A 19,973-nucleotide genomic window follows, 5' to 3' on the forward strand; every position below is an offset into this window, starting at 1 on the left:
ACGGCAGCCGGTCGTCCAGCGCCTCTGCGCCATCATCGACATGACGCCCCGGGTCTGGCATGTCTCGCTTGCGCAAGCGGAGGAGGAAAAGTGAAAGCCGCACCTATCTGCATGATCCTGGCCGCGATGTTGTGCGCGAGCACCGCGCATGCCGCCGGTTGCATCGATGCCAAGTCCGCCAGGAAGGGTTTCGTTCTGGCGAGACCCGGCATACAGAGCGAATTTCGGCCCGTGGCCGGCGGGATGATGTCGGTTGCCAACACCTACGAATCGCAATCGCCCCAGACCCAATATCTGTTCGCCGGCCTGATCGAGGTGTTTCGCGACAGCGACACCGGCCGCCAGGCGATGATCCCGTTTTCCGATCTGCGAAAGCTGTTCCCGCTGAAGGCCGGGGCAAAGGCCACGATAGAGTTCGTCGAGCTGTCGCCGAACAAGCCGCCGAAGGGCACCAAGACGCTGAGCCTGGTCGTCAAGGGCAAGGAGACATTCCGTCTGGGCGATTGCAAATACAATGTCCTGATGGTCAAGGAGACCTTCAAGAACGGCGCCGGCGAGACGCTGGATTCATTCACCGCCCTCTATGCTCCCGATCTGCAAGCCGCGCTCGCGCGGCGCTACGATGAAGGCACCAGTTCGGAATCCGTCAACGGCTACGAGACGATCAAGCCGCTGGCCGAGTAGCTGAACCCAGGACCCGGCGTTCCCCACCGCGTCGGACACGGCTGAAGGACGCAGCGCCGCAAAGTCAAGGGGTTCTCGGCCGTGGCAGTATCCTGTTGCGTCGCCTGGCAACCAAGCCGCCCTGCGACGGCGCGCTGCGCTCCAACCCCGCCAGGCAATCCCGCAGCACACCGGCATCCTGCGCCGTCTTGGCCATCGACATCGCCCCGGAATAGGCGGCGACCGTCAGCGCGGCGAAGCCTTCGGGGTCCGTGCCCTCGTCCTTGCCCACCTGCTGGTCGGCACGCACCTTGTCGGCAATCGCCCGCAGCCACCCGCCAAAGATATCGGCAAGGGCAAGGCGGAAATCGGGATCGGCAAGCGACAGTTCGTGCGCCAGATTGTTGAGCGGGCAGCCGCGCACGAAACCCTGCTGCTCCAGTTCCGCCGCCACGGCCTCGAACACGGCGCGCACGCCCTCGCGCGCTGACGCCGCCGCCAGCACCGGCGCGATCCATGTCTCTTCGACCGCTGCCGCCACACGCTCGTCGATCACAGCCAGCGCCAGCGCCTTCTTGGTCGGGAAATGGTGATGCAGCGCTCCGCCGCTGACATCAGCCGCCGCCATCAGATCGCCGATGCTGGAGGCGTGATAGCCGCGCGCCTGGAACGCGTCCTCGGCGACATCGAGCACTTTCTTGCGCATGCCTTCAGGGTCGTTGATGCGTTTTCCCGGGCGCGGTTTTGGCTGGACGGTCATCTCTGCTGACATTGCCGAACTGTAGCATGTTGACAAAACAGGACAACCGGTCTGTTTTACAAAACAGGATGATCACCCTGTTTGGAGAATGTCGGATGAACCTGCCCCGGAACGTCGCGACGAAACCCTCAGCGCTCGCTTCGCCTGTCGTCGAGCTTCGGCAATACACGCTGAAGCCCGGCCGGCGCGACACGCTCATCGGCATCTTCGACGGCAGGCTGATCGAGGGCCAAGAGGACGCCGGCATGACCATCATCGGCCAGTTCCGGGACCTCGATCGGCCTGACATGTTCGTCTGGATGCGCGGCTTCGACGGCATGGATGCGCGGAAAAATGCTCTCGCCGCTTTTTATGGCGGGCCGGTCTGGGCGGCGAACAGCCATGCGGCCAATGCGACGATGATCGATTCCGACGATGTGCTGCTGCTCAAGCCGGCGTGGCCGGGCGCAGGCTTCGACCTGGCGGGCGCGCAGCGGCCAAGCCTAGCCGACGAAAAGCCCATTCCAAACAAACCGCTGACCGGCATCGTTGTCATCGAGATTCATCATTTGCAGCCCGGCACAGAGGCTGATTTCGCCAATCGCTTCGAGACTGAGACGGCGTGCCTGATGACGGCCGACGCACGTCTGCTCGCCGCTTTCGTTACGGAGCATGCCGAAAACAGTTTTCCGCGCCTGCCGGTACGGGCTGATGAAAACGTCTTCATCAGCGTCATGGGTTTTGCCAGCGCCGAGGCGCATGCCCGCCGCAAAGCTGCCCTCGCCGCCTCGCCGGCATGGCAGGCCGCGCAGCTCGGCCTGACCAAACCAACGGAGACTTTGCGGCTGTCGCCGACATCGCAATCGCTGGTCGGGCGTTAGACTTCAAACGCCTCGAAGATGGCCTTCGCCACGAGGCCTGGGTCTTCCCAATGCGGGTTGTGGCCACAGCTCTCGGCGCGAACGAAGACGGCTCCGGCAAGAGCGGATTGCAACGCCTGCTGGTGCGCCGCGCCGAACAGCGGGTCGCAGGCGCCGGCGATGATCAGCGTCCGGGCCTGCACGGCCCGCGCAGCATCGGTCAGATCGGCGCGGCGGATTTCCCCGAGAATCGCGCGCCAGCGCGGCGTCGGCATCGCCGAAGCCTCTTGCGCCAAACCGGCGAGAAAGGCTGCGGGCACGTCGGGACGACAGGCATGCCACCAGGCATAGAACGGATCGGTCGGCGATATCGGGTCGCGCAGCGCCTCGACGCCTGTGACCAGCGGATGACCCGGCGCGAAATCGGGCTTCAACGTGCCGGCCAGGACCACCAGCCCGCCGATCAACTCCTTGTGCCCCGCAGCCAAAGCGACAGCCACCATGGCGCCCAGCGAATGGCCGACGACGACCGGTCGGTCGAGTTGTAAACTCTGGATCAGCCCGGCGATATCATCGGCAAGATCGGCGATGCCGCAGTTCTTGCTAGCCTGCGAGGCGCCGTGGCCGCGCAGATCCGGCATGATCAGCCGGCGGCCGGCCAGATATGGCGCCAGAAGCGAAAAACTGCGGCTGGTGTCGGTGAAGCCGTGCACCAACAGCAGTGCCGGCTCGGCGCCTGATACCTCGACATAGGCGATGTCGAGATCGCCGACAGTGACGAACTGCTTGCGGCCGGCCCAGGCGCCCTGCTCCGTCATCACATCCTGCTTCGGCAAGTCATCGAGCGCGGCCGCCCTCACAGGCCGAGCTTTTCCTTGACCGCGGCAAGGCCGGGTTGGCCATCAAAAGTGGTGACGCCGGCGAGCCAGGCGTCGAGGCGGCTCTTGTTGGCCGTGATTGCCTTCAGCGCACCGTCCTCCGGCTTCATCCCGTCATTGATCAGATAGCCCATGCCGACATTTTCGAAATCGATGTCGAAGACGAGATTCCTGAGGAATTGCGCGACGTTCGGGCACTGCTCAAGATAGCCCTTGCGCACCTGCGTCGTTACCGTCGCGGCACCGAAATTCGGGCCGAAGAACTTGTCGCCGCCGGTCAGATATTTGAAGTCGTACATCGTGTTCATCGGATGCGGCGCCCAGCCCTGAAAAACGATGAACTGCTTTTCCTTGATCTCGTAGCCGACCTCCGACAGCATGCCGGCTTCGCTGGACTCGACCACCTGCCAGCCGTCCAGGCCAAAGGCGGGATCGGCGACGGCGTCCATCATCAACTGGTTTGAACCGGGCTCGATGCCGTACATTTTCTTGCCGAACTTGTCGGCGAATTTGTGCAGGTCGGAAATGTCCTTGACGCCGGCATCCCAAGCGTAAGTCGGGACGGCGAAGGTGTATTTGGCGCCCACGAGATTGACGCGCACATTCTCGACAGAGCCGTCCTTCTTGTAGGGCTCGTAATAGGTGACCATGGCCGGATCCCAGTAGCCCAGGAACAGGTCGAGGTCCCTGTTCTTCATGCCCTCGTAGATGACGTTGATGCCGAGCACCTGGCTTTGCGGCTGATAGCCGAGCGCCTCCAACAGGACGTTGGCGACCCCGGTGGTGAAGGCAAGGTCGTTCCAGCCGGGTTCGGCCATGCGGATCGTCCTGCACTCTTGGCCCTCGGCCGCCTGAGCCGCATGAGAGGCCAACATGAGGGCGGCCAAACAGACGCCGTTTGCAAGGATGCGCAACATTTCGGTTCTCCTCATTGTCGTCAAATTGACCAATTGGTCTTTTTATTGTCCCATGGGTCAATTCTTGATCTGAGCGGACGAAAATGTCAACGTGGATTCGCGATGCATGGACCGATCCCGTGAAACTCAAGCGTCTCAGTGAGATCCGCCGCAAGGAGCTGCGGCAGGCGGCCTTCGCGGTGCTGGAGCGCGAAGGCATTGCCGGTGCGACCCTGGAAAAGGTGGCCGCCCAGGCAGGTGCCTCCAAGGGCATCGTGCTGCACTATTTCCGCAACAAGCAGGAATTGTTCGAGCACGCGATGCGCGAGGCAAACGCCGTCCTGTGTCAGGCGGTGATCGCGCGGCTTCGCCGGGCGCGTACGCCGATGGAGCGCATGGATGCCGTGATCGAGGGCAATTTCGAGGAGCATCTGTTCCAGCCGCCTCTGTGTCATGCCTGGCTTTCGCTCTGCGCCGAGGTGCCGCGCGACGAGAAGATGGCCCGTATCCAGCGGGTGATCCATGCGCGCATGCGCTCGAACCTGTTGTCGGGCCTGCACGGCCTCGCCTCGCCTCGAGATGCCGACGACATCGCGCTTGGAATCACGGCTCTGATCGACGGGCTTTGGCTGCGGCTCGGCCTGCAGCCGGGCAGCGTGTCGCGCGAACAGGCGGTCCGCCAGGTCAAGAATTATGTCGCGGGGCGGCTGGCCCTGCGGGAACTGGCAACCGTCGGCGCGTAAACCGGCTCGGCTGGCCTGCCGGCCGGCAGCGGTCGAAGTTCATACCGCGGGATAGGCTGACGGCTTGACCTTGGCCGCCAATGTACGGCGCTCTCGACGACGCATAAATCTCGGAGCATCCCATGAGACTTCACAACAAGCGCGCGCTGGTCACCGGTGGATCGGACGGTATCGGCCTGGCAATCGCAGAAGCCTTTTTGCGCGAGGGTGCGGACGTGCTGATCGTCGGCCGCGACACCACCAAGCTCGACGCCGCCCGCAAGCATCTCGGCGGCACTATCGAGACGCTGCCGGCCGATCTTGCCACCTCGGCCGGCATCGCGGCCGTCGTCGAGCATGTGAAAAAATCGGGCAGGCCTCTCGATATCCTGGTCAACAATGCCGGAGTGGCTTTCCTGGTGCCGTTCGAGACCGTCAGCGAGGCGCAGTTCCAGCAATCCTTCGCGCTGAATGTCACTGCTGTGTTCTTCCTCACGCAGGGCCTGCTGCCGCATCTGGCGGCCGGCGCATCGGTGATCAACATCTCGTCCTATTTCGCCAACAAGATGATCCCGAAGCGGCCGTCGAGCCTCTATTCCCTGTCGAAGGGCGCGTTGAACTCGCTGACCAAGTCGCTGGCCTTCGAACTCGGCCCGCGCGGCATCCGCGTCAACGCCATCGCGCCCGGCACGGTCGACACCGCCATGCGGCGCAAGACCGTCGACAATTTGCCGGCCGACGCAAAGGCGGAGCTGAAGGCCTATGTCGAGCGCAGCTATCCGCTCGGCAGAATCGGCCGCCCCGACGATCTGGCCGGCATCGCGGTCTATCTGGCCAGCGAAGAGGCCGCCTGGACCAGCGGTGGCATTTTTTCCGTGGACGGCGGCTATACGGCGGGGTGATCCGTCCGGACGCCACGCCAGGCGTCGGCATTTTCGGCGGCGCCGCTTTCCACAAATCCGAGTGCGCCTACCGCCTCCAGGATCTGATCGCGAACCCAGCGATGGGGTGGCTCGTCGTCGTGGCGCGCGTGCCAGTACATCCTGATTTCAGGAACAGCAATGGGAAGTGGCGGTTCGAAGATGACGAGCGGCATGGTCTTGGCCGCCCAAACCGCGAACTGCCTGGGAACCGCCGAGAGGTGGTTTCCGGTTGCCACGGCCAATGCGACAGCCTGAAAGTGCGGCAGGGTCAGGCTTACACGGCGCGTTCGTCCGATCTTGCGGAGCGCCTCGTCGGTGGACCCCGACATCGAGCCATCGATAGAACGAAGAATATGGGGCAGTTCGCAGAAGAGGTCGATCGGTAGAAGCTCGCCTTCCATGATCCCCGCCTGCCTGATCGCAGCGTTGTCGCTCGCGGCGATGATGGCGAATGGTGAATGGAACAGAGGCGTGCTTGAGACCCAGTCGGAGACCTCCAGCGGACGCTCGAGCGCTACGTCGATTTCATCGTCCTGGAGCAGCCGCGAGACGTCGCCGCGCGCGCTGTCGAGAAACCTTAGCGACGCGCGCGGCGCGGCACCCGCGATGCGCGCCGCTAAAGTTGGCATCAGCATCATGGAAAAGAAATCCGCACCCATGAACGTGAAGGTTCGCTCCAGTTCCACCGGATCGAACGCCTTGGCCGAGTGAAAGACGCGTTCGATTTCACGAAGCGCCACGCGTAACGGCTCGGCCATGCTCTCGGCGCGTGGCGTCGGCATCATGTCATTGCCCCGTCGCACGAACAGCTGGTCGTTGAGGAGATGCCGCAAGCGATTGAGCGCAGCGCTGACGGCAGGCTGGCTGAGGCCGATCTGCTCGCCGGCACGCGTAACGCTTCTCTCCCGCAGAAGGGCGTCGAACACCCTGATGAGATTGAGGTCGAGCGCGTTCAAATTCATCGCATCAATTCGCCCCATACGATCATTCGATTTCCGTTGTCGGCATATCCCTGGCTAGATCGTCATCGGCCCAGCAGGCACAGGCAACAGGAGGATCAGACGGCCATGACAATGACCCCCGGCACGATCACAGGCAAGGAACTCTTCTGGTTCAACAACACGCTTGTCGCGATCCACGTCTCGTCGGCGGCAGGAGAGGACGGCACCTGCGTCGTCGAGCATCGCATGCCCTATGGCGACTCCCCGCCCCTGCATGTGCATCGCAGGGAGGACGAAGTGTTTCACATCCTGGACGGGAGACTGCGCTTTCAGATCGACGGCCACGAACGCATTGCTGAAGCCGGCGAAACCGTCATTGCGCCGAAAGGCCTGCCGCACACCTACCGGGTCGAATCGCGCGAAGGCGCGCGTACGCTCACCATCACGCGCGGTTCGGATTTCGAGACGATGCTGCGTCAGGCGAGCCGTCCCGCCGAACAGCCGGAGCTGCCGCCGCAGATGCAACCAACACCGGAAATCATCGCGGCACTGGTGCAGCTCTGTGCAGAAAACGGCATCGACATAGTCGGTCCGCCGCTAGGGTGAGAGGCCGAAACCGCGCATTCTTTCCCTTCTCCCCTTGTGGGAGAAGGTGGCCGCGAAGCGGTCGGATGAGGGGTGTTCCAGCTTGGCAAGGACGGCACTCCGTCACCCACCCCTCAACCGTCTCGGCGCTGCGCGCCGATCCACCTTCTCCCACAAGGGGAGAAGGCGAGAAGCGCCGCACCTTCAACCGATTTGCATCCTTGCCGTCCGCAATCTCCGCTTGAAGCCGTTTGTGCAACGCGATACGCCGTTGCCGACTTCGACAAGGAGAGACCCGTGACCGCTGCAAAGACCAGAACCGAAACCGACACGTTCGGCCCGATCGAAGTCGCCGCCGACCGCTATTGGGGCGCGCAGGCGCAGCGTTCCCTTGGCAATTTCAAGATCGGCTGGGAAAAGCAGCCGGCATCGATCGTGCGCGCGCTGGGCATCGTCAAGCGGGCCGCGGCCGAAGCCAATATGGACCTTCAGCGGCTCGACCCGGCGATCGGCAAGACGATTGTCGAGGCGGCGCAAGAGGTTATCGACGGCAAGCTCGATGAGCATTTCCCGCTGGTGGTCTGGCAGACCGGCTCGGGCACCCAGTCCAACATGAACGCCAATGAGGTGATCTCCAACCGGGCGATCGAGATGATGGGTGGCGTCATGGGCTCCAAGAAGCCGGTCCATCCCAACGACCACGTCAATATGAGCCAGTCGTCGAACGACACCTACCCGACGGCCATGCACATCGCCTGCGCCGAGCGCATCGTGCACGACCTCTTGCCGGCGCTGAAACACCTGCACAAGGCGCTCGCCGCCAAGAGCAGAGAGTTCAATCACATCATCAAGATCGGCCGCACGCACACGCAGGACGCCACCCCCCTCACGCTTGGCCAGGAATTTTCGGGCTATGCCGCGCAGGTCGCCTCGTCGATCAAGCGCATCGAGCTGACATTGCCCGGCCTGCAGGAACTGGCGCAGGGCGGCACCGCCGTCGGCACCGGCCTCAACGCGCCGGTCGGCTTCGCCGAAAGGGTGGCGGATCGCATCGCCACCATCACCGGCATTGCCTTCGTCACCGCGCCGAACAAGTTCGAGGCGCTGGCGGCCCATGATTCCATGGTGTTTTCGCACGGCGCCATCAATGCGGCGGCCGCTGCGCTGTTCAAGATCGCCAACGACATCCGCTTCCTCGGTTCCGGCCCGCGTTCGGGCCTCGGCGAACTGTCGTTGCCGGAAAACGAACCGGGCTCGTCGATCATGCCGGGCAAGGTCAATCCGACCCAGTGCGAGGCGCTGACGCAGGTCTGCGTGCAGGTGTTCGGCAACAATGCAGCGCTCACCTTCGCCGGCAGCCAGGGCCATTTCGAACTCAACGTCTACAACCCGCTGATGGCCTACAATTTCCTTCAGTCGGTGCAACTACTCTCCGACGCCTCGGTCTCCTTCACCGACAATTGCGTCGTCGGCATCGAGGCGCGCGAAGACAACATCAAGGCGGCACTCGACCGCTCGCTGATGCTGGTGACGGCGCTGGCGCCGACCATCGGCTACGACAATGCCGCCAAGATCGCCAAGACCGCGCACAAGAAGGGCACCACGCTGCGCGAGGAAGCGCTTGCCACCGGGCTGGTCAGCGAAGCCGATTACGACCGGCTGGTGCGGCCGGAGGACATGACGCATCCGGGGTAGGCAACTCCGGGAAAAATGTCTTGCGGTTTTCCGTCCGGAATTGCGTCAGCCAAAAGCCCGGTATTTCGTGATGGGAGAATTTACTCCCGTCGCAACCTGACCCGAAGCAAATTTTGCGCGGGCCGCCCGATCACGGAAACGTAAGTACTGTGAACAATGTGTCGCCAGTCTGGTGGCTTTGGTGAACAGTCGGCTTGCTCTATCTCCCCGGTATCAACCCATCCCGGAGAGCCACCATGTCCATCAACACTTCAGTCGCCGGTTCCGGCGCATCCAATGCCTCGACCACCATTCTCCTCGGCCGCGTCCTGCTTGCCGTCATCTTCCTGCTTTCAGGCTTCGGCAAGCTGACCGCCATCACCGGCACGGCCGGCTATTTCGGCAGCCTCGGCCTGCCCTTGCCGACCGTAACGGCCATTGTCGTGGGCCTGATCGAGCTTCTCGGCGGCCTCGCCATCCTCGTCGGCTTCAAGACCCGGATTGTCGCCTGGGTGCTGGCGATCTTCACGGTCGCTACCGGCTTGGTCGCCCACACCGGTTGGGCTGACCAGATGCAGATGATCCAGTTTCTCAAGAACCTCGCCATCGCTGGCGGCTTCCTCGTGCTGGCTTCCTCGGGCGCCGGTGCCTATTCGATCGACGCCAAGCGCGGCTGAGCCAAAAACTGGCAATAGCCGAACGAAAGAGCGGCGCGGAATTTTCCGCGCCGCTTTTTCGTTGTTGGTACATGCCCGCCGATCTGTCGGCCGGAGTTTTCTGCTAGGATCGGGGCATCGGACGAGGCCGGCCGGCGGCCGATAACGGAGGTGAACATGCCCCGCAACGCGCTGCTCCTGCTCTCCCGGCTGCTGCTCGCCGCCCTGTTCGTGCCCTCCGGTTTCCAAGCTTTGAGCGATATTGCCGGCACGACAGGCTATTTCGCCAGCCTCGGCCTGCCGCTGCCGACGCTTGCCGCCTGGGGCACGGGACTGTTCGAACTGATCGCCGGGCTGCTCATCCTGGTCGGTTTCCAGACCCGGATCGCGGCGCTGCTGCTCGCTGCCTTCTGCATTGCCGCCGGCTTCATCGGCCATTACGGCCAGGGCGGCGGCGACGGGATGCTCGCCTTCCTGCACCAGCAGATGCTGATGAAGGACATTGCGATATCAGGCGGGTTTGTTGCGCTGGCGATGGCCGGTGCGGGAGCCTGGTCGGTCGACGGGCGCAGCGCGGTTTGATATCTTTGCGTAGTTGCGCTCAGGTCGACCCCCACTCCGTCTCGGCTTCGCCGAGCCACCTCTCCCCCGATCGACGGGGTAGAGGAAGGGCGCGAGCCTGTTGCCGCCAACGCTCTTCCAACGAGGCTCCCTTCCTTTCCCTCCGGAGGGGGGAAAGGTGGCGCTGCGAAGCAGCGACGGATTGGGGGAAGCCGGTCCACAAACGCGAAGCCGCCGACGAAGCACGACCGGGCAGGTCTAATACCCACTTGAGTCAGATAAGACACGGTCTATAGGCAGCCCCTATTTCACCGACCCACTGGGCCCACCCTCGACAGCCAGCACCAGCCGGCGGTTGGTGATCCTGGCCAGCTGTGCCAGGCGCCCGGCCGGCCGCTCGCCATAGAGATCGGCCAGCGATGCCGGCAAGACCAGCGCCAGCACGCCGTTGGCGCGTTGTTCCCATTTCAGCCTGGGCATGATGCCGGGCATCGACGCCGTCAGCAGGTAGACGACGCGCATCATCGCGGCGAGCACGCGGGCGCGCTCCAGATAACGCGGCGGCGCCAGCGCCTTGATCTCGGGGGCGATGGCTTCGTTGAAGATGCCGTCGTGACGATAGGCGTTGGCCATCGCCAGGAAAGCACGGCCGGGATGGTCGACGCCGAAGAAGGAGGCGTGCGCAATGATGTTGAGCGATTGCTTGCCGCGATATTCGGGATGCGCGCGCCAACCGATGTCGGCCAGCAATGCAGCCGCGTGGCGGTAGCGCGCCTCGTCCTCGGTCTCGTCGATGCCGAAGGCGGCAAAGGTTTTGGCGGTCCAGTCGACGAGCTCATGCGCATGGGCGACGGAGCGTGAGCGCAGGCGGGCGAGTTCCTCCGAGGCCGAAATCAGCGGATCGGCCTTCTGCTCCGCCTCGTCGAGCAGCGAATAGAGAAAGCCTTCGCGTACACCTAGAGCCGAAACGATGATCTTCGACGGCTGCATCGCCGCCATGATCTCCTGCAGCACGATGGCGCCATAGGGCAGCAGCGAACGGCGGTTCTTGGAAACGCCTTCGATGCCCTTGACCTTCTCGATCTCGGCCTTGGCCACCTGCTTGAGGAAATTCGCCGCGCTTTCGGCCGAGATCTCGTAATGGTGCATGACGCCAAGCGGATAGTTGGTCATCTCCATGTGCAGCCGGGCGAGATTTCGCCAGGTGCCGCCGACGGCGTAGAAGGGCCTGCCCTGCCCGCCTTTCAACAGCTTGGCCTTCGCCAGTTCGTCACGCGTGATCTTGGCCGCCTGAGCCAGCGAGTTCTTCGCCATGTCCTGCAGGCGCAGACCGCCCAGCGGCAGCGTGATGCCGTCACCGATCGCTTCGCCGCTGACGTCGACCAGCTCGAGGCTGCCGCCGCCCAGATCGCCGGCGATGCCATTGGCCGGGTGGAAGCCGGAAATGACGCCGAGCGCGGAATAATAGGCTTCCTGACGGCCGCTGATGACACGAATCTCGGTCTTCAGCACATCCTCGGCGCGGTGGATGAAATCGGGGCCGTTGACCGCCTCGCGGGCCGCGGCAGTGGCCAGCACATACATATGCTCGGCGCCGGCCTGGTCGGAAAGCGCGCGAAAGCGGCGGAACTCCTCCATCGAGCGCGTCACCGCCTCGGGGTCGAGCTTGCCGGTCGAAACGATGCCCCGGCCCAGACCAGCCAGCATCTTTTCGTTGAACAGCATGGTCGGCGAGCGCGCCAGTCCTTCATAGACGACGAGACGGATCGAGTTCGATCCGATGTCGATGATGGACAGCGGTCGGCGGTCCTGCAGCCGGCCCTGGGAATCAGACAGCATCAGCCGGACGCTGCAGCGTTCTTCTTGCGGCGCTTGAACTGCGCAATGCGCTTGGGCGCATGCGACTTCAGCGCGTCACCCCGTCCCGACAGGCTCGGATTGGTCATGAAATATTCCTGCGCGTTGAACGGTTCCTCGCCCTCCTCCAGCACGACGCGCCGGGAGGTTCCATCAGCCAATACGTCGAAACTTTGCTGATTGTCCATGATGTTGCCCAGCATGATCTGGCCAAGGATCTGTTCGTGCACAGTTGGATTGGTGATCGGCACCATGGTTTCGACGCGGCGGTCGAGATTGCGAGGCATCAGATCGGCCGAGGAGATGTAGACGATCGCCTCGTCCGACGGCAGGCCGTGACCGTTGCCGAAACAATAGATGCGGCTGTGCTCGAGAAACCGGCCGACGATCGATTTTACGCGGATGTTTTCCGACAGGCCCGGAACCTGCGGCCGCAGGCAGCAGATGCCGCGCACGACCAGGTCGACCTCGACGCCGGCCCGGCTGGCATCGTAGAGCGCATCGATGATGATCGGATCGACGAGTGCGTTCATCTTCATCCAGATGCGCGCCGGTTTCCCCTGCACCGCGTAGGCAATCTCGTCGGCAATGTGCTTCAGGATGCGGCTTCTCAGCGTGAACGGCGAGATCGCCAACCGCATTTCGTCCGTCGGCTCGGCATAGCCGGTGATGAAATTGAACAGCTGGGCGACATCGCGGGCAATCGTCGGATCGGTGGTGAAGAAGGACAGGTCGGTGTAGATGCGCGCCGTTACCGGATGGTAGTTGCCTGTGCCGAGGTGCACGTAGTTGCGCAGCTTGCCGTCCTCGCGCCGCACCACCAGCGACATTTTCGAATGGGTTTTCAGCTCGAGAAAGCCGAACACGACCTGCACGCCGGCGCGCTCCAGGTCGCGCGCCCAGCGGATGTTGGCTTCTTCGTCGAAGCGCGCCTTGAGCTCGACCAGTGCGGTGACCGACTTGCCGGCCTCGGCCGCGTCGACCAGCGCACGCACGATCGGGCTGTCATTGGAGGTGCGGTAAAGCGTCTGCTTGATCGCCACCACTTCCGGGTCGGCCATCGCCTGGCGCAGGAACTGCACCACGACGTCAAACGATTCGTAGGGGTGATGGACGACGATGTCCTTCTCGCGGATGGCCGCGAAACAATCGCCGCCATGCTCGCGGATGCGCTCGGGAAAACGCGGATTGTAGGGCGTGAATTTCAGGTCGTCGCGGGGAACGGCGACGATCTCGGAAATCTGGCTGAGCGCCAATGGACCGGTCAAGACGCTGATGCGGCTGGACGACACGCCAAGCTCGCCGGCGACGAAGTCGCGCAATTCGCCAGGCATCAGCCTGTCGAATTCGATGCGGATCACCGAACCGCGCCGCCGCCGCTTCAGCGCCGTTTCGAACAGCCGCACGAGGTCCTCGGACTCCTCCTCGACCTCGATATCGCTGTCGCGGATGATGCGGAACGTGCCGGAGCCCTTGACTTCGTAGCCGGGAAAGAGCTTGCCGATGTAGAGGCCGACCGCCTCTTCCAGCGGGATGAAGCGGACATGATGCTTGCGGTCCGGCAGACGGATGAAGCGCTTCAGCGCCACCGGCAGGCGCAGCAGCGCGCTCATCTCCTCGCCGTTCTTGCGATGGCGCAATTGCAGCGCCATCGAGAAGCCGAGATTGGGAATGAACGGGAACGGGTGCGCCGGATCGATCGACAGCGGGGTCAGTACCGGGAAAACCTGCTCCTGAAAATGGTCTTCCAGCCAGATTTTCTCGTCCTTGGTCAGCGCATCGCGGGTGATGCTCTCGATGCCTTCCTTGTTGAGCAGCACGGTAAGCGCCGAAAGGCTCTTCTGCTGATCTTCCTGCAGCCGCTCGACCTCGCGCAGCAGCTGTTCGAGCTGCTGTTCGGGGGTGCGTCCGTCGGGGCTCTTCAGCGTGATGCCCTCGCGCACCTGGCCGGCGAGGCCGGCGACGCGCACCATGAAGAACTCGTCGAGATTGGCGGCCGAGATCGACAGGAAGCGGACGCGCTCCAGCAGCGGATGATTGAGGTTCAGCGATTCCTCGAGAACGCGCCGGTTGAACTGCAGCCAGGAAAACTCGCGGTTGACAAACCGGTCCGGATTGCCGCCCTCCGGGCGAGTTACCTCGACATCCACGAATTCGTTCTGCACCGGCTTCAGTTCGTTCATGATTCCCGCTCTTCCACACCGTCAGCCAGCTAAAGCGCCGCGCGTCATTCAGGACGCGCAAAGGACGCTCTACCACTCCAAGGCGACGCATGGTCCTTGCCGAAAACCGGTGTCGGTCTTCGGGGCCATGCGTTAACCGGCTTAACTTATCCTCTGACAGGCTTTTGCGACAGTTTGATTTCATCGAACTTGCAAAGAGGCCTGATATGATCCAGATGCAGACGAGACTGCGTTAAGGAGACGACGATGGCAGGCGGTTCCATTCCCCATTTTCAGAACGATGCGGGCTATCAGGCAATCGACATCGGCGTGAAGGAATTCATGTGCACGGGCGCCAATCCGCCTTTCGACCACCCGCATGTGTTTCTGGACATGGGCGACGACAACGAAAAAGTCTGTCCCTATTGCTCGACGCTCTACCGCTATTCGCCGAAGCTGAAGGCAACCGAAACGCTGCCGGCCGGCTGCATCTACATCGATCAGGCCGCCTGAGTCTTTCGCGACCAGCCCGATGACCGACACGCGATCCCGGCAAGTTGTCATCGCCGGGGCGGGCGTTGCCGGGCTGACCGCAGCGCTGGCTTTCGCCGAACGCGGCTACCCTGTTCGGGTGTTCGAACAGGCGCAGCGCCTGGAAGCTGCCGGCGCCGGCATCCAGCTCTCTCCCAACGCGACCCGCATCCTTCGCCAGCTTGGCGTACTCGACCGGCTGCTGCCGGCGGCGGTGCGGCCGGAAGCCGTGGTGTTGAAGCAGGCCGCGACCTTGCGCGAACTGGCGCGCGTGCCGCTGGGGCAAGCCGCCGAAACGCGCTGGCAGGCACCCTATCTCGTCGCGCACAGGGCCGATCTGCAGGCCGCACTGACCGCGCGCGCTGCCGAGATACCGGATATCCATCTCACCACCGGCGCCCGCATCGGCGGCGTTGACACCGGCCCGCATGGCATCACCGCGACGGCCGAGATCGGTGGCAAAACCGTCGAGGCGGAGGGTTTCCTGCTGGTTGGGGCCGATGGCGTCTGGTCGTCGGTGCGCGCACTTGTCGATTCGGCCAAGGGGTCGCCAAGAAACCATTTCTCCGGCGAACTGGCTTGGCGCGCCACCGTCGCGGCCGAGAGCGCCGCCGGTCAGAGCTTTGCCGCCATCGGCGCCAGGGACTGCGTCACCACCTTCCTGCATCCCGGCTTCCATATGGTCGCTTATCCCGTCAGCAAGGGTGCGGCCTTCAATCTCGCGGCCTTCACCAAGGGCGACCGCATTGCCGAGGGCTGGTCCGGCAACGCCGACGCCGGGATCCTGACCCGAGCCCTGCGCGGCACCGCGGCAGAACTTGCCCGTCTGGTCGAGCAGGCCGGCCCGTGGACGGCCTGGCCAATCCATACTGTCGACCCGCAACAGCCCTGGACAACACCGAACGGCATTGCGCTGATCGGCGACGCCGCGCATGCAATGACCCCGTTCGCGGCGCAAGGTGCGGCCATGGCGATCGAGGATGCGGCGACGCTTGCCGATATCATCGCCGACTTCCCCGCCGATCCGGCACAAAGTCTTCAAACCTGGGAGAACCTGCGGCGGCCGCGCGTCGCCAGAGTCGCCCGTCGCGGCGCCATCAACCGCCTTGCCTGGCATGCCGCAGGCCCTGTGGCGATCGCGCGCAATCTGTTCCTGAAAATGCGCTCGTCGGAAAAACTCGCGGCGGATCTGGACTGGCTCTATGGGTGGCAGGCTCAGAAGATCATTCGACGCTGAGCGTACAAGCACAATCGGTTGGTGGGACAGCACCCCCCTCTGTCCTGCCGGACTGTCCGGCAGGACAGAGGGGGGTGTGAAGGAACGCGACGCCAATTCGCGGAATACCCACGCTAATTGTACAAGCTCATCGACAGGCCGAGCGATACAGGCAGCGGGTTCCACCAGCCGGTGCGCAGGCCGGCGATGCGCAAGGCCGCCGCCGTCCAGGTGTTGCAGCCGACCAGTGCGTTGAAATGGCCATTGGCTTCGTAGAAGCCGTCGAACCTCGAATAGGCTGCGTCCGGAACGAGGATCGGGCCTTCCGGTCCCCGCTGGAAACTCGCATCGATGAAATCGAGCAACGCCGTGAACCGATCCTCGGTGATGTCGAACCCCGCGATATCGGGGCGCGGTTCGACGATGTCACCGGCGACATCGACATGCATGACCGACGCGTCGAGGGTCAGTGCCTTCATCACCGGCACCGCCTTCAGCTCGGACCATGTCGGTGTCTCCAGGTAGAAGGCGCGGCCGCCCCAGCCGAAGACGATGTAGCGGACCTCCGGCCTGTCGGCCGGTATGCCCGCGTCGACCAGGAAATGGAACCGCCGGCGCACGGCGTCATCGACCGGGATGGCGATATCGGTGTGGATCGGATTGTTCAGCACCAGGATGTGGCGCGTCGCCGCGGGCATGGCCGCGGCCGCCGGCCACAGCGGCCGTGGCACGAAGGTGCCCGTCGTCACGGCGAGTGCGACGACAACCAACAGAAGACCTAGAAAACGTCCCAGTCTTTTCATGAAAGGCGGCCCTGCAAACGCGCTCCGGCGCGACACGAACGGCCGCCTGTTATCCCATACGCAAAAGAGCCCGGCAGTGTTTCAGCCGGGCTCTTCGTGGCCGTCGAGGCCTAGTGCAGGATCTGCGACAGGAACAGCTTCGTGCGCTCGTGGCGCGGGTGGTCGAAGAACTCGGCCGGCGTGTTCTGCTCGACGATCTGGCCCTGATCCATGAAGATCACACGGTTGGCGACCTTGCGGGCGAAGCCCATCTCGTGGGTGACGCACAGCATGGTCATGCCTTCCTCGGCAAGACCAACCATGGTCTCCAGCACTTCCTTGATCATCTCCGGATCGAGCGCCGAGGTCGGCTCATCGAACAGCATGATGCGCGGGTTCATGCACAGCGAGCGGGCAATCGCCACACGCTGCTGCTGGCCGCCGGAAAGCTGGCCGGGATATTTGTTGGCCTGTTCCGGAATCTTGACGCGCTTGAGGAAATGCATGGCGATTTCCTCGGCCTGCTTCTTCGGCGTCTTGCGCACCCAGATCGGCGCCAGCGTGCAGTTCTCCAGGATGGTCAGATGCGGGAACAGGTTGAAGTGCTGGAACACCATGCCGACCTCGCGGCGCACCTCGTCGATCTTCTTGAGATCGTTGGTCAATTCCTTGCCGTCGACAATGATCTTGCCCTTCTGGTGCTCCTCCAGGCGATTGATGCAGCGGATCATCGTCGATTTGCCGGAGCCGGAGGGGCCGCAGATGACGATGCGCTCGCCGCGCATCACTTTCAGGTTGATGTCCTTCAGCACATGGAACTCGCCATACCATTTGTGCATGGCGATGATGTCGATGGCGACATCGGTGGTGGAAATCTGCATCTTTGCGGCGTTGACCTTGATCTCTTCGGCGCTGACGGCATTTTCGGTGGCCATGGCAGTGGGATCCCCTTGTTCTTTTGTTTAGCGTTTGTGGCCGGTGTCGAGCCGGCGTTCGGTGTACATTGAATAGCGCGACATGCCGAAGCAGAACAGCCAGAAGACGAAGGCCGCGAAGATCAGGCCGGACCTCGCCGTCTGCGCGGTTGCCCAGTTTGCATCGGAAAAATTCTGTTTGACGATGCCGAGCAGGTCGAACATCGAGATGATGATGACCAGGCTGGTGTCCTTGAACATGCCGATGAAGGTGTTGACGATGCCCGGGATGACCAGTTTCAGCGCCTGCGGCATGACGATGAAATACATTTTCTGCCAATAGCCGAGACCGAGCGAATCGGCACCTTCATACTGGCCCTTGGGGATCGCCTGCAGGCCGCCGCGCACCACTTCGGCCATATAGGCCGCGGCAAACAGCGACACGCCGATCAGCGCGCGCAGGAACTTGTCGAACGAGACACCCTCCGGCAGGAACAGTGGCAGCATGACGCTGGCAAAGAACAGCACGGTGATCAGCGGGATGCCGCGCACCGTCTCGATGAAGACGACGCACAGCGTCTTGATGATCGGCATCTTGGAACGGCGGCCGAGCGCCAGCACGATGCCGAGCGGCAGCGACACGGCAATGCCGACGAAAGACAGGCTGAGCGTTACCAAGAGCCCGCCCCACAGCGAGGTCTCGACATGCGGCAGGCCGAACATGCCGCCGACCAGCAGGACGAAGGAGACGACCGGCAGCACGAAGAACAGCAGAACCGCATTCAGCCCTTTGCGCGGCACTTTCGGGATAAGCATCGGCACCAGCAGTGCCACGAACAGTATGGCGACCAAAATCGGCCGCCAGCGCTCCTCGATGGGATAGCGTCCGACCATGAACTGGCCGAATTTGGCGTTGACGAAAGCCCAGCAGGCGCCGGTCCAGCCATCCGGCTGGATGCCGCCTTGCGCCACCGTGGCGCATACGGTCCGGTCCGGTCCCGTCCACACGGCGTTGATGAACGCCCAATTGATGATTTGCGGCAGGATCATCGCCACCAGGGCGATGCCGACGATGGTCAAAATGGTGTCGCCGGCAGAAGCGATCAGGTTCTTGCGCACCCATGCGCCGAGGCCGGTGACGCTGGCGGGCGCCGGCTGCGCCAGCACCATTTCGGTGCGCACCCAGGACATATCATGTTCTTGCATGTCCTTACCTCACCTCTCCACCAGCGCCATCTTGGCGTTGAACCAGTTCATCACAAGCGAGGTCAGGAGGCTGATGGCGAGATAGATCACCATCATGATCACCACGCCCTCGACGGCCTGGCCGGTCTGGTTCAGCACGGTCCCGGCGGTCGCCGTCAAGTCCGGATAGCCGATGGCGATGGCCAGCGACGAGTTCTTGGTCAGGTTGAGATACTGGCTGGTCAGCGGCGGAATAACGATGCGCATGGCCTGCGGCACGACGACCAGCCGCAGGATCGATCCGGACCGCAACCCCAACGCACCGGCAGCTTCCGTCTGGCCCGCGCTGACACCCCTGATGCCGGCGCGCACGATCTCGGCGATGAAGGCGGCGGTATAGCAGGACAGCGCCAGATAAAGCGACAGGAACTCCGGCCGGACCTGAAAGCCGCCGGTCAGGTTGAAAGTCGACTGCTTCGGGTAGTCGAAGCTCAGGGGAAAGCCGCTCAGCGCATAGGCGAGCAGCGGCAGCCCGACGATCAGCGCCGCGGACGTCCAAAATACCGGAAATTGCTGGCCGGTCGCCATCTGCCGTTGCCGCGCCCTGCGCGCTACGAACCACGCCATGGCGATGCCGACGAGCAGGGCGATGAAGATCAGCCATGAGCCGTCGCCCCATACGGCGCGTGGAAAATAGAAACCGCGCTGGTTGAGGAAGGAGCCGAACGGCAAACCGATGCTGTCGCGTGGTGCCGGCAGCACGGCCAGCACGCCGGAATACCAGAAGAAGATGACCAGCAACGGCGGGATGTTGCGGAAGACCTCGACATAGACCGTGCAGATCTTCCTGATCAGCCAGTTCTGCGAGAGCCGGCCGATGCCGATGACGAAGCCGATGATCGTTGCGGTGATGATGCCGACGATGGCGACGATCAAGGTATTGATGAGGCCGACCAGAATCGCGCGGCCATAGGTCGAATCCGATGAATAGGCGATCGCGCTCTCGCTGATGTCGAAGCCGGCGCGGCCCTTGAGGAAGCCGAAGCCTGAAGCGATGCGCAGCCGCGTCAGGTTGTCGATGACGTTGTGGGCAATCCACCAGACGCCCGCCACCAGCAGCACGACGACCAGCACCTGGAAGAATATGCCCCGGATTTTCGGATCGTTGATGAAGGAACCGCGGCTGGGCTCCTCGCGAAGTACGTCCTGCGATGCCATTCGACCGTCC

The 19,973-nt window shown here is 63.2% G+C and carries 20 protein-coding genes; 10 read left to right on the forward strand and 10 right to left on the reverse strand.

The window, feature by feature from the left end; genetic code table 11:
• Positions 1 to 90: 90 nt before the first annotated feature.
• Positions 91 to 684, forward strand: coding sequence for a hypothetical protein (locus EOA13_RS01485; protein ID WP_127289087.1), 594 nt, complete (start codon positions 91 to 93; stop codon positions 682 to 684).
• A 64-nt stretch (positions 685 to 748) separates the two neighbouring features.
• Here EOA13_RS01485 and EOA13_RS01490 read toward each other — a convergent pair whose 3' ends face one another.
• Positions 749 to 1,423 (reverse strand): TetR/AcrR family transcriptional regulator, encoded by a 675-nt coding sequence (locus EOA13_RS01490; RefSeq protein ID WP_127289089.1) that lies wholly within the window; start codon positions 1,421 to 1,423, stop codon positions 749 to 751.
• 95 nt (positions 1,424 to 1,518) lie between these two features.
• Here EOA13_RS01490 and EOA13_RS01495 point away from each other — a divergent pair, with 95 nt between their 5' ends.
• A complete protein-coding gene (locus tag EOA13_RS01495) occupies positions 1,519 to 2,283 on the forward strand; it encodes an NIPSNAP family protein (RefSeq protein ID WP_127289091.1) in 765 nt (254 codons plus the stop codon).
• Here the strand turns inward: EOA13_RS01495 and EOA13_RS01500 are convergent.
• Both EOA13_RS01500 and choX read right to left on the reverse strand, forming a co-directional pair.
• Positions 2,280 to 3,122: an alpha/beta hydrolase gene (locus tag EOA13_RS01500; RefSeq protein WP_245490281.1), complete on the reverse strand. Its 843-nt coding sequence runs from the start codon at positions 3,120 to 3,122 to the stop codon at positions 2,280 to 2,282. The two genes, EOA13_RS01495 and EOA13_RS01500, sit on opposite strands and share 4 nt — an antisense overlap.
• A complete protein-coding gene (choX, locus tag EOA13_RS01505) occupies positions 3,119 to 4,057 on the reverse strand; it encodes a choline ABC transporter substrate-binding protein (protein ID WP_127289093.1) in 939 nt (312 codons plus the stop codon). The genes EOA13_RS01500 and choX overlap by 4 nt, the downstream gene beginning before the upstream one ends.
• Before the next feature lie 83 nt (positions 4,058 to 4,140).
• On the opposite strand from choX, the gene betI reads away from it, so the two are divergent.
• A complete protein-coding gene (gene betI, locus EOA13_RS01510) occupies positions 4,141 to 4,779 on the forward strand; it encodes a transcriptional regulator BetI (protein ID WP_127289095.1) in 639 nt (212 codons plus the stop codon).
• Between the two features lie 122 nt (positions 4,780 to 4,901).
• Positions 4,902 to 5,660 carry an SDR family oxidoreductase gene (locus EOA13_RS01515; protein WP_127289097.1) on the forward strand — a complete coding sequence of 253 codons (759 nt, stop codon included), beginning with the start codon at positions 4,902 to 4,904 and terminating at the stop codon, positions 5,658 to 5,660.
• On the opposite strand, the gene EOA13_RS01520 is transcribed toward EOA13_RS01515, so the two are convergent.
• Positions 5,645 to 6,643, reverse strand: coding sequence for a LysR family transcriptional regulator (locus tag EOA13_RS01520; protein ID WP_127289099.1), 999 nt, complete (start codon positions 6,641 to 6,643; stop codon positions 5,645 to 5,647). The two genes, EOA13_RS01515 and EOA13_RS01520, sit on opposite strands and share 16 nt — an antisense overlap.
• Positions 6,644 to 6,748: 105 nt before the next feature.
• Between EOA13_RS01520 and EOA13_RS01525 the strand changes: the two genes are divergently transcribed.
• From EOA13_RS01525 to EOA13_RS01540, 4 genes are all read left to right on the forward strand, one after another.
• Positions 6,749 to 7,228 carry a cupin domain-containing protein gene (locus EOA13_RS01525; protein ID WP_127289101.1) on the forward strand — a complete coding sequence of 160 codons (480 nt, stop codon included), beginning with the start codon at positions 6,749 to 6,751 and terminating at the stop codon, positions 7,226 to 7,228.
• A 276-nt stretch (positions 7,229 to 7,504) separates the two neighbouring features.
• Entirely contained in the window at positions 7,505 to 8,902 is a 1,398-nt protein-coding gene (fumC, locus tag EOA13_RS01530; RefSeq protein WP_127289103.1) for a class II fumarate hydratase, read from the forward strand.
• Positions 8,903 to 9,138: 236 nt separating this feature from the next.
• Entirely contained in the window at positions 9,139 to 9,558 is a 420-nt protein-coding gene (locus EOA13_RS01535; protein ID WP_127289105.1) for a DoxX family protein, read from the forward strand.
• 156 nt (positions 9,559 to 9,714) lie between these two features.
• Positions 9,715 to 10,119 carry a DoxX family protein gene (locus EOA13_RS01540; protein ID WP_127289107.1) on the forward strand — a complete coding sequence of 135 codons (405 nt, stop codon included), beginning with the start codon at positions 9,715 to 9,717 and terminating at the stop codon, positions 10,117 to 10,119.
• 282 nt (positions 10,120 to 10,401) lie between these two features.
• Here EOA13_RS01540 and ppx read toward each other — a convergent pair whose 3' ends face one another.
• The gene (gene ppx, locus EOA13_RS01545) at positions 10,402 to 11,937 is read right to left on the reverse strand and encodes an exopolyphosphatase (RefSeq protein ID WP_127289109.1); all 1,536 of its coding nucleotides are present in this window, start codon (positions 11,935 to 11,937) and stop codon (positions 10,402 to 10,404) included.
• Positions 11,937 to 14,138: an RNA degradosome polyphosphate kinase gene (locus EOA13_RS01550; protein ID WP_127289111.1), complete on the reverse strand. Its 2,202-nt coding sequence runs from the start codon at positions 14,136 to 14,138 to the stop codon at positions 11,937 to 11,939. Before EOA13_RS01550 ends, ppx begins: the two co-directional genes overlap by 1 nt.
• Positions 14,139 to 14,384: 246 nt before the next feature.
• Between EOA13_RS01550 and EOA13_RS01555 the strand changes: the two genes are divergently transcribed.
• Both EOA13_RS01555 and EOA13_RS01560 read left to right on the forward strand, forming a co-directional pair.
• The gene (locus tag EOA13_RS01555; protein ID WP_023814125.1) at positions 14,385 to 14,630 is read left to right on the forward strand and encodes a zinc-finger domain-containing protein; all 246 of its coding nucleotides are present in this window, start codon (positions 14,385 to 14,387) and stop codon (positions 14,628 to 14,630) included.
• Positions 14,631 to 14,649: 19 nt separating this feature from the next.
• On the forward strand, positions 14,650 to 15,885 hold the full coding sequence (locus EOA13_RS01560; protein ID WP_127289112.1) for an FAD-dependent monooxygenase: 1,236 nt from the start codon (positions 14,650 to 14,652) through the stop codon (positions 15,883 to 15,885).
• Positions 15,886 to 15,998: 113 nt separating this feature from the next.
• Here EOA13_RS01560 and EOA13_RS01565 read toward each other — a convergent pair whose 3' ends face one another.
• The 4 genes from EOA13_RS01565 to EOA13_RS01580 form a co-directional block, all read right to left on the reverse strand.
• Positions 15,999 to 16,667: a TIGR02117 family protein gene (locus tag EOA13_RS01565; protein WP_127289114.1), complete on the reverse strand. Its 669-nt coding sequence runs from the start codon at positions 16,665 to 16,667 to the stop codon at positions 15,999 to 16,001.
• A 110-nt stretch (positions 16,668 to 16,777) separates the two neighbouring features.
• Entirely contained in the window at positions 16,778 to 17,581 is an 804-nt protein-coding gene (locus EOA13_RS01570) for an amino acid ABC transporter ATP-binding protein (RefSeq protein WP_013532420.1), read from the reverse strand.
• A gap of 27 nt (positions 17,582 to 17,608) precedes the next feature.
• Positions 17,609 to 18,766: an amino acid ABC transporter permease gene (locus EOA13_RS01575; RefSeq protein ID WP_127289116.1), complete on the reverse strand. Its 1,158-nt coding sequence runs from the start codon at positions 18,764 to 18,766 to the stop codon at positions 17,609 to 17,611.
• A gap of 9 nt (positions 18,767 to 18,775) precedes the next feature.
• A complete protein-coding gene (locus EOA13_RS01580; protein WP_127289118.1) occupies positions 18,776 to 19,963 on the reverse strand; it encodes an amino acid ABC transporter permease in 1,188 nt (395 codons plus the stop codon).
• Positions 19,964 to 19,973: the final 10 nt, after the last annotated feature.

This window comes from Mesorhizobium sp. M7A.F.Ca.US.011.01.1.1 (genome assembly GCF_003998295.1).
In the GTDB taxonomy this organism is placed as follows: Bacteria; Pseudomonadota; Alphaproteobacteria; order Rhizobiales; family Rhizobiaceae; genus Mesorhizobium.

Excerpts from the sequence above, each read along its gene's own strand:
- EOA13_RS01490 (WP_127289089.1), bottom strand. The coding sequence starts at position 1,423 with ATGACCGTCCAGCCAAAACCGCGCCCGGGAAAACGCATCAACGACCCT.
- EOA13_RS01495 (WP_127289091.1), top strand. The coding sequence starts at position 1,519 with ATGAACCTGCCCCGGAACGTCGCGACGAAACCCTCAGCGCTCGCTTCG.
- choX (WP_127289093.1), bottom strand. The coding sequence starts at position 4,057 with ATGTTGCGCATCCTTGCAAACGGCGTCTGTTTGGCCGCCCTCATGTTG.
- betI (WP_127289095.1), top strand. The coding sequence starts at position 4,141 with ATGTCAACGTGGATTCGCGATGCATGGACCGATCCCGTGAAACTCAAG.
- EOA13_RS01515 (WP_127289097.1), top strand. The coding sequence starts at position 4,902 with ATGAGACTTCACAACAAGCGCGCGCTGGTCACCGGTGGATCGGACGGT.
- EOA13_RS01520 (WP_127289099.1), bottom strand. The coding sequence starts at position 6,643 with ATGAATTTGAACGCGCTCGACCTCAATCTCATCAGGGTGTTCGACGCC.
- EOA13_RS01525 (WP_127289101.1), top strand. The coding sequence starts at position 6,749 with ATGACAATGACCCCCGGCACGATCACAGGCAAGGAACTCTTCTGGTTC.
- EOA13_RS01535 (WP_127289105.1), top strand. The coding sequence starts at position 9,139 with ATGTCCATCAACACTTCAGTCGCCGGTTCCGGCGCATCCAATGCCTCG.
- EOA13_RS01540 (WP_127289107.1), top strand. The coding sequence starts at position 9,715 with ATGCCCCGCAACGCGCTGCTCCTGCTCTCCCGGCTGCTGCTCGCCGCC.
- ppx (WP_127289109.1), bottom strand. The coding sequence starts at position 11,937 with ATGCTGTCTGATTCCCAGGGCCGGCTGCAGGACCGCCGACCGCTGTCC.
- EOA13_RS01550 (WP_127289111.1), bottom strand. The coding sequence starts at position 14,138 with ATGAACGAACTGAAGCCGGTGCAGAACGAATTCGTGGATGTCGAGGTA.
- EOA13_RS01555 (WP_023814125.1), top strand. The coding sequence starts at position 14,385 with ATGGCAGGCGGTTCCATTCCCCATTTTCAGAACGATGCGGGCTATCAG.
- EOA13_RS01560 (WP_127289112.1), top strand. The coding sequence starts at position 14,650 with ATGACCGACACGCGATCCCGGCAAGTTGTCATCGCCGGGGCGGGCGTT.
- EOA13_RS01565 (WP_127289114.1), bottom strand. The coding sequence starts at position 16,667 with ATGAAAAGACTGGGACGTTTTCTAGGTCTTCTGTTGGTTGTCGTCGCA.
- EOA13_RS01570 (WP_013532420.1), bottom strand. The coding sequence starts at position 17,581 with ATGGCCACCGAAAATGCCGTCAGCGCCGAAGAGATCAAGGTCAACGCC.
- EOA13_RS01575 (WP_127289116.1), bottom strand. The coding sequence starts at position 18,766 with ATGCAAGAACATGATATGTCCTGGGTGCGCACCGAAATGGTGCTGGCG.
- EOA13_RS01580 (WP_127289118.1), bottom strand. The coding sequence starts at position 19,963 with ATGGCATCGCAGGACGTACTTCGCGAGGAGCCCAGCCGCGGTTCCTTC.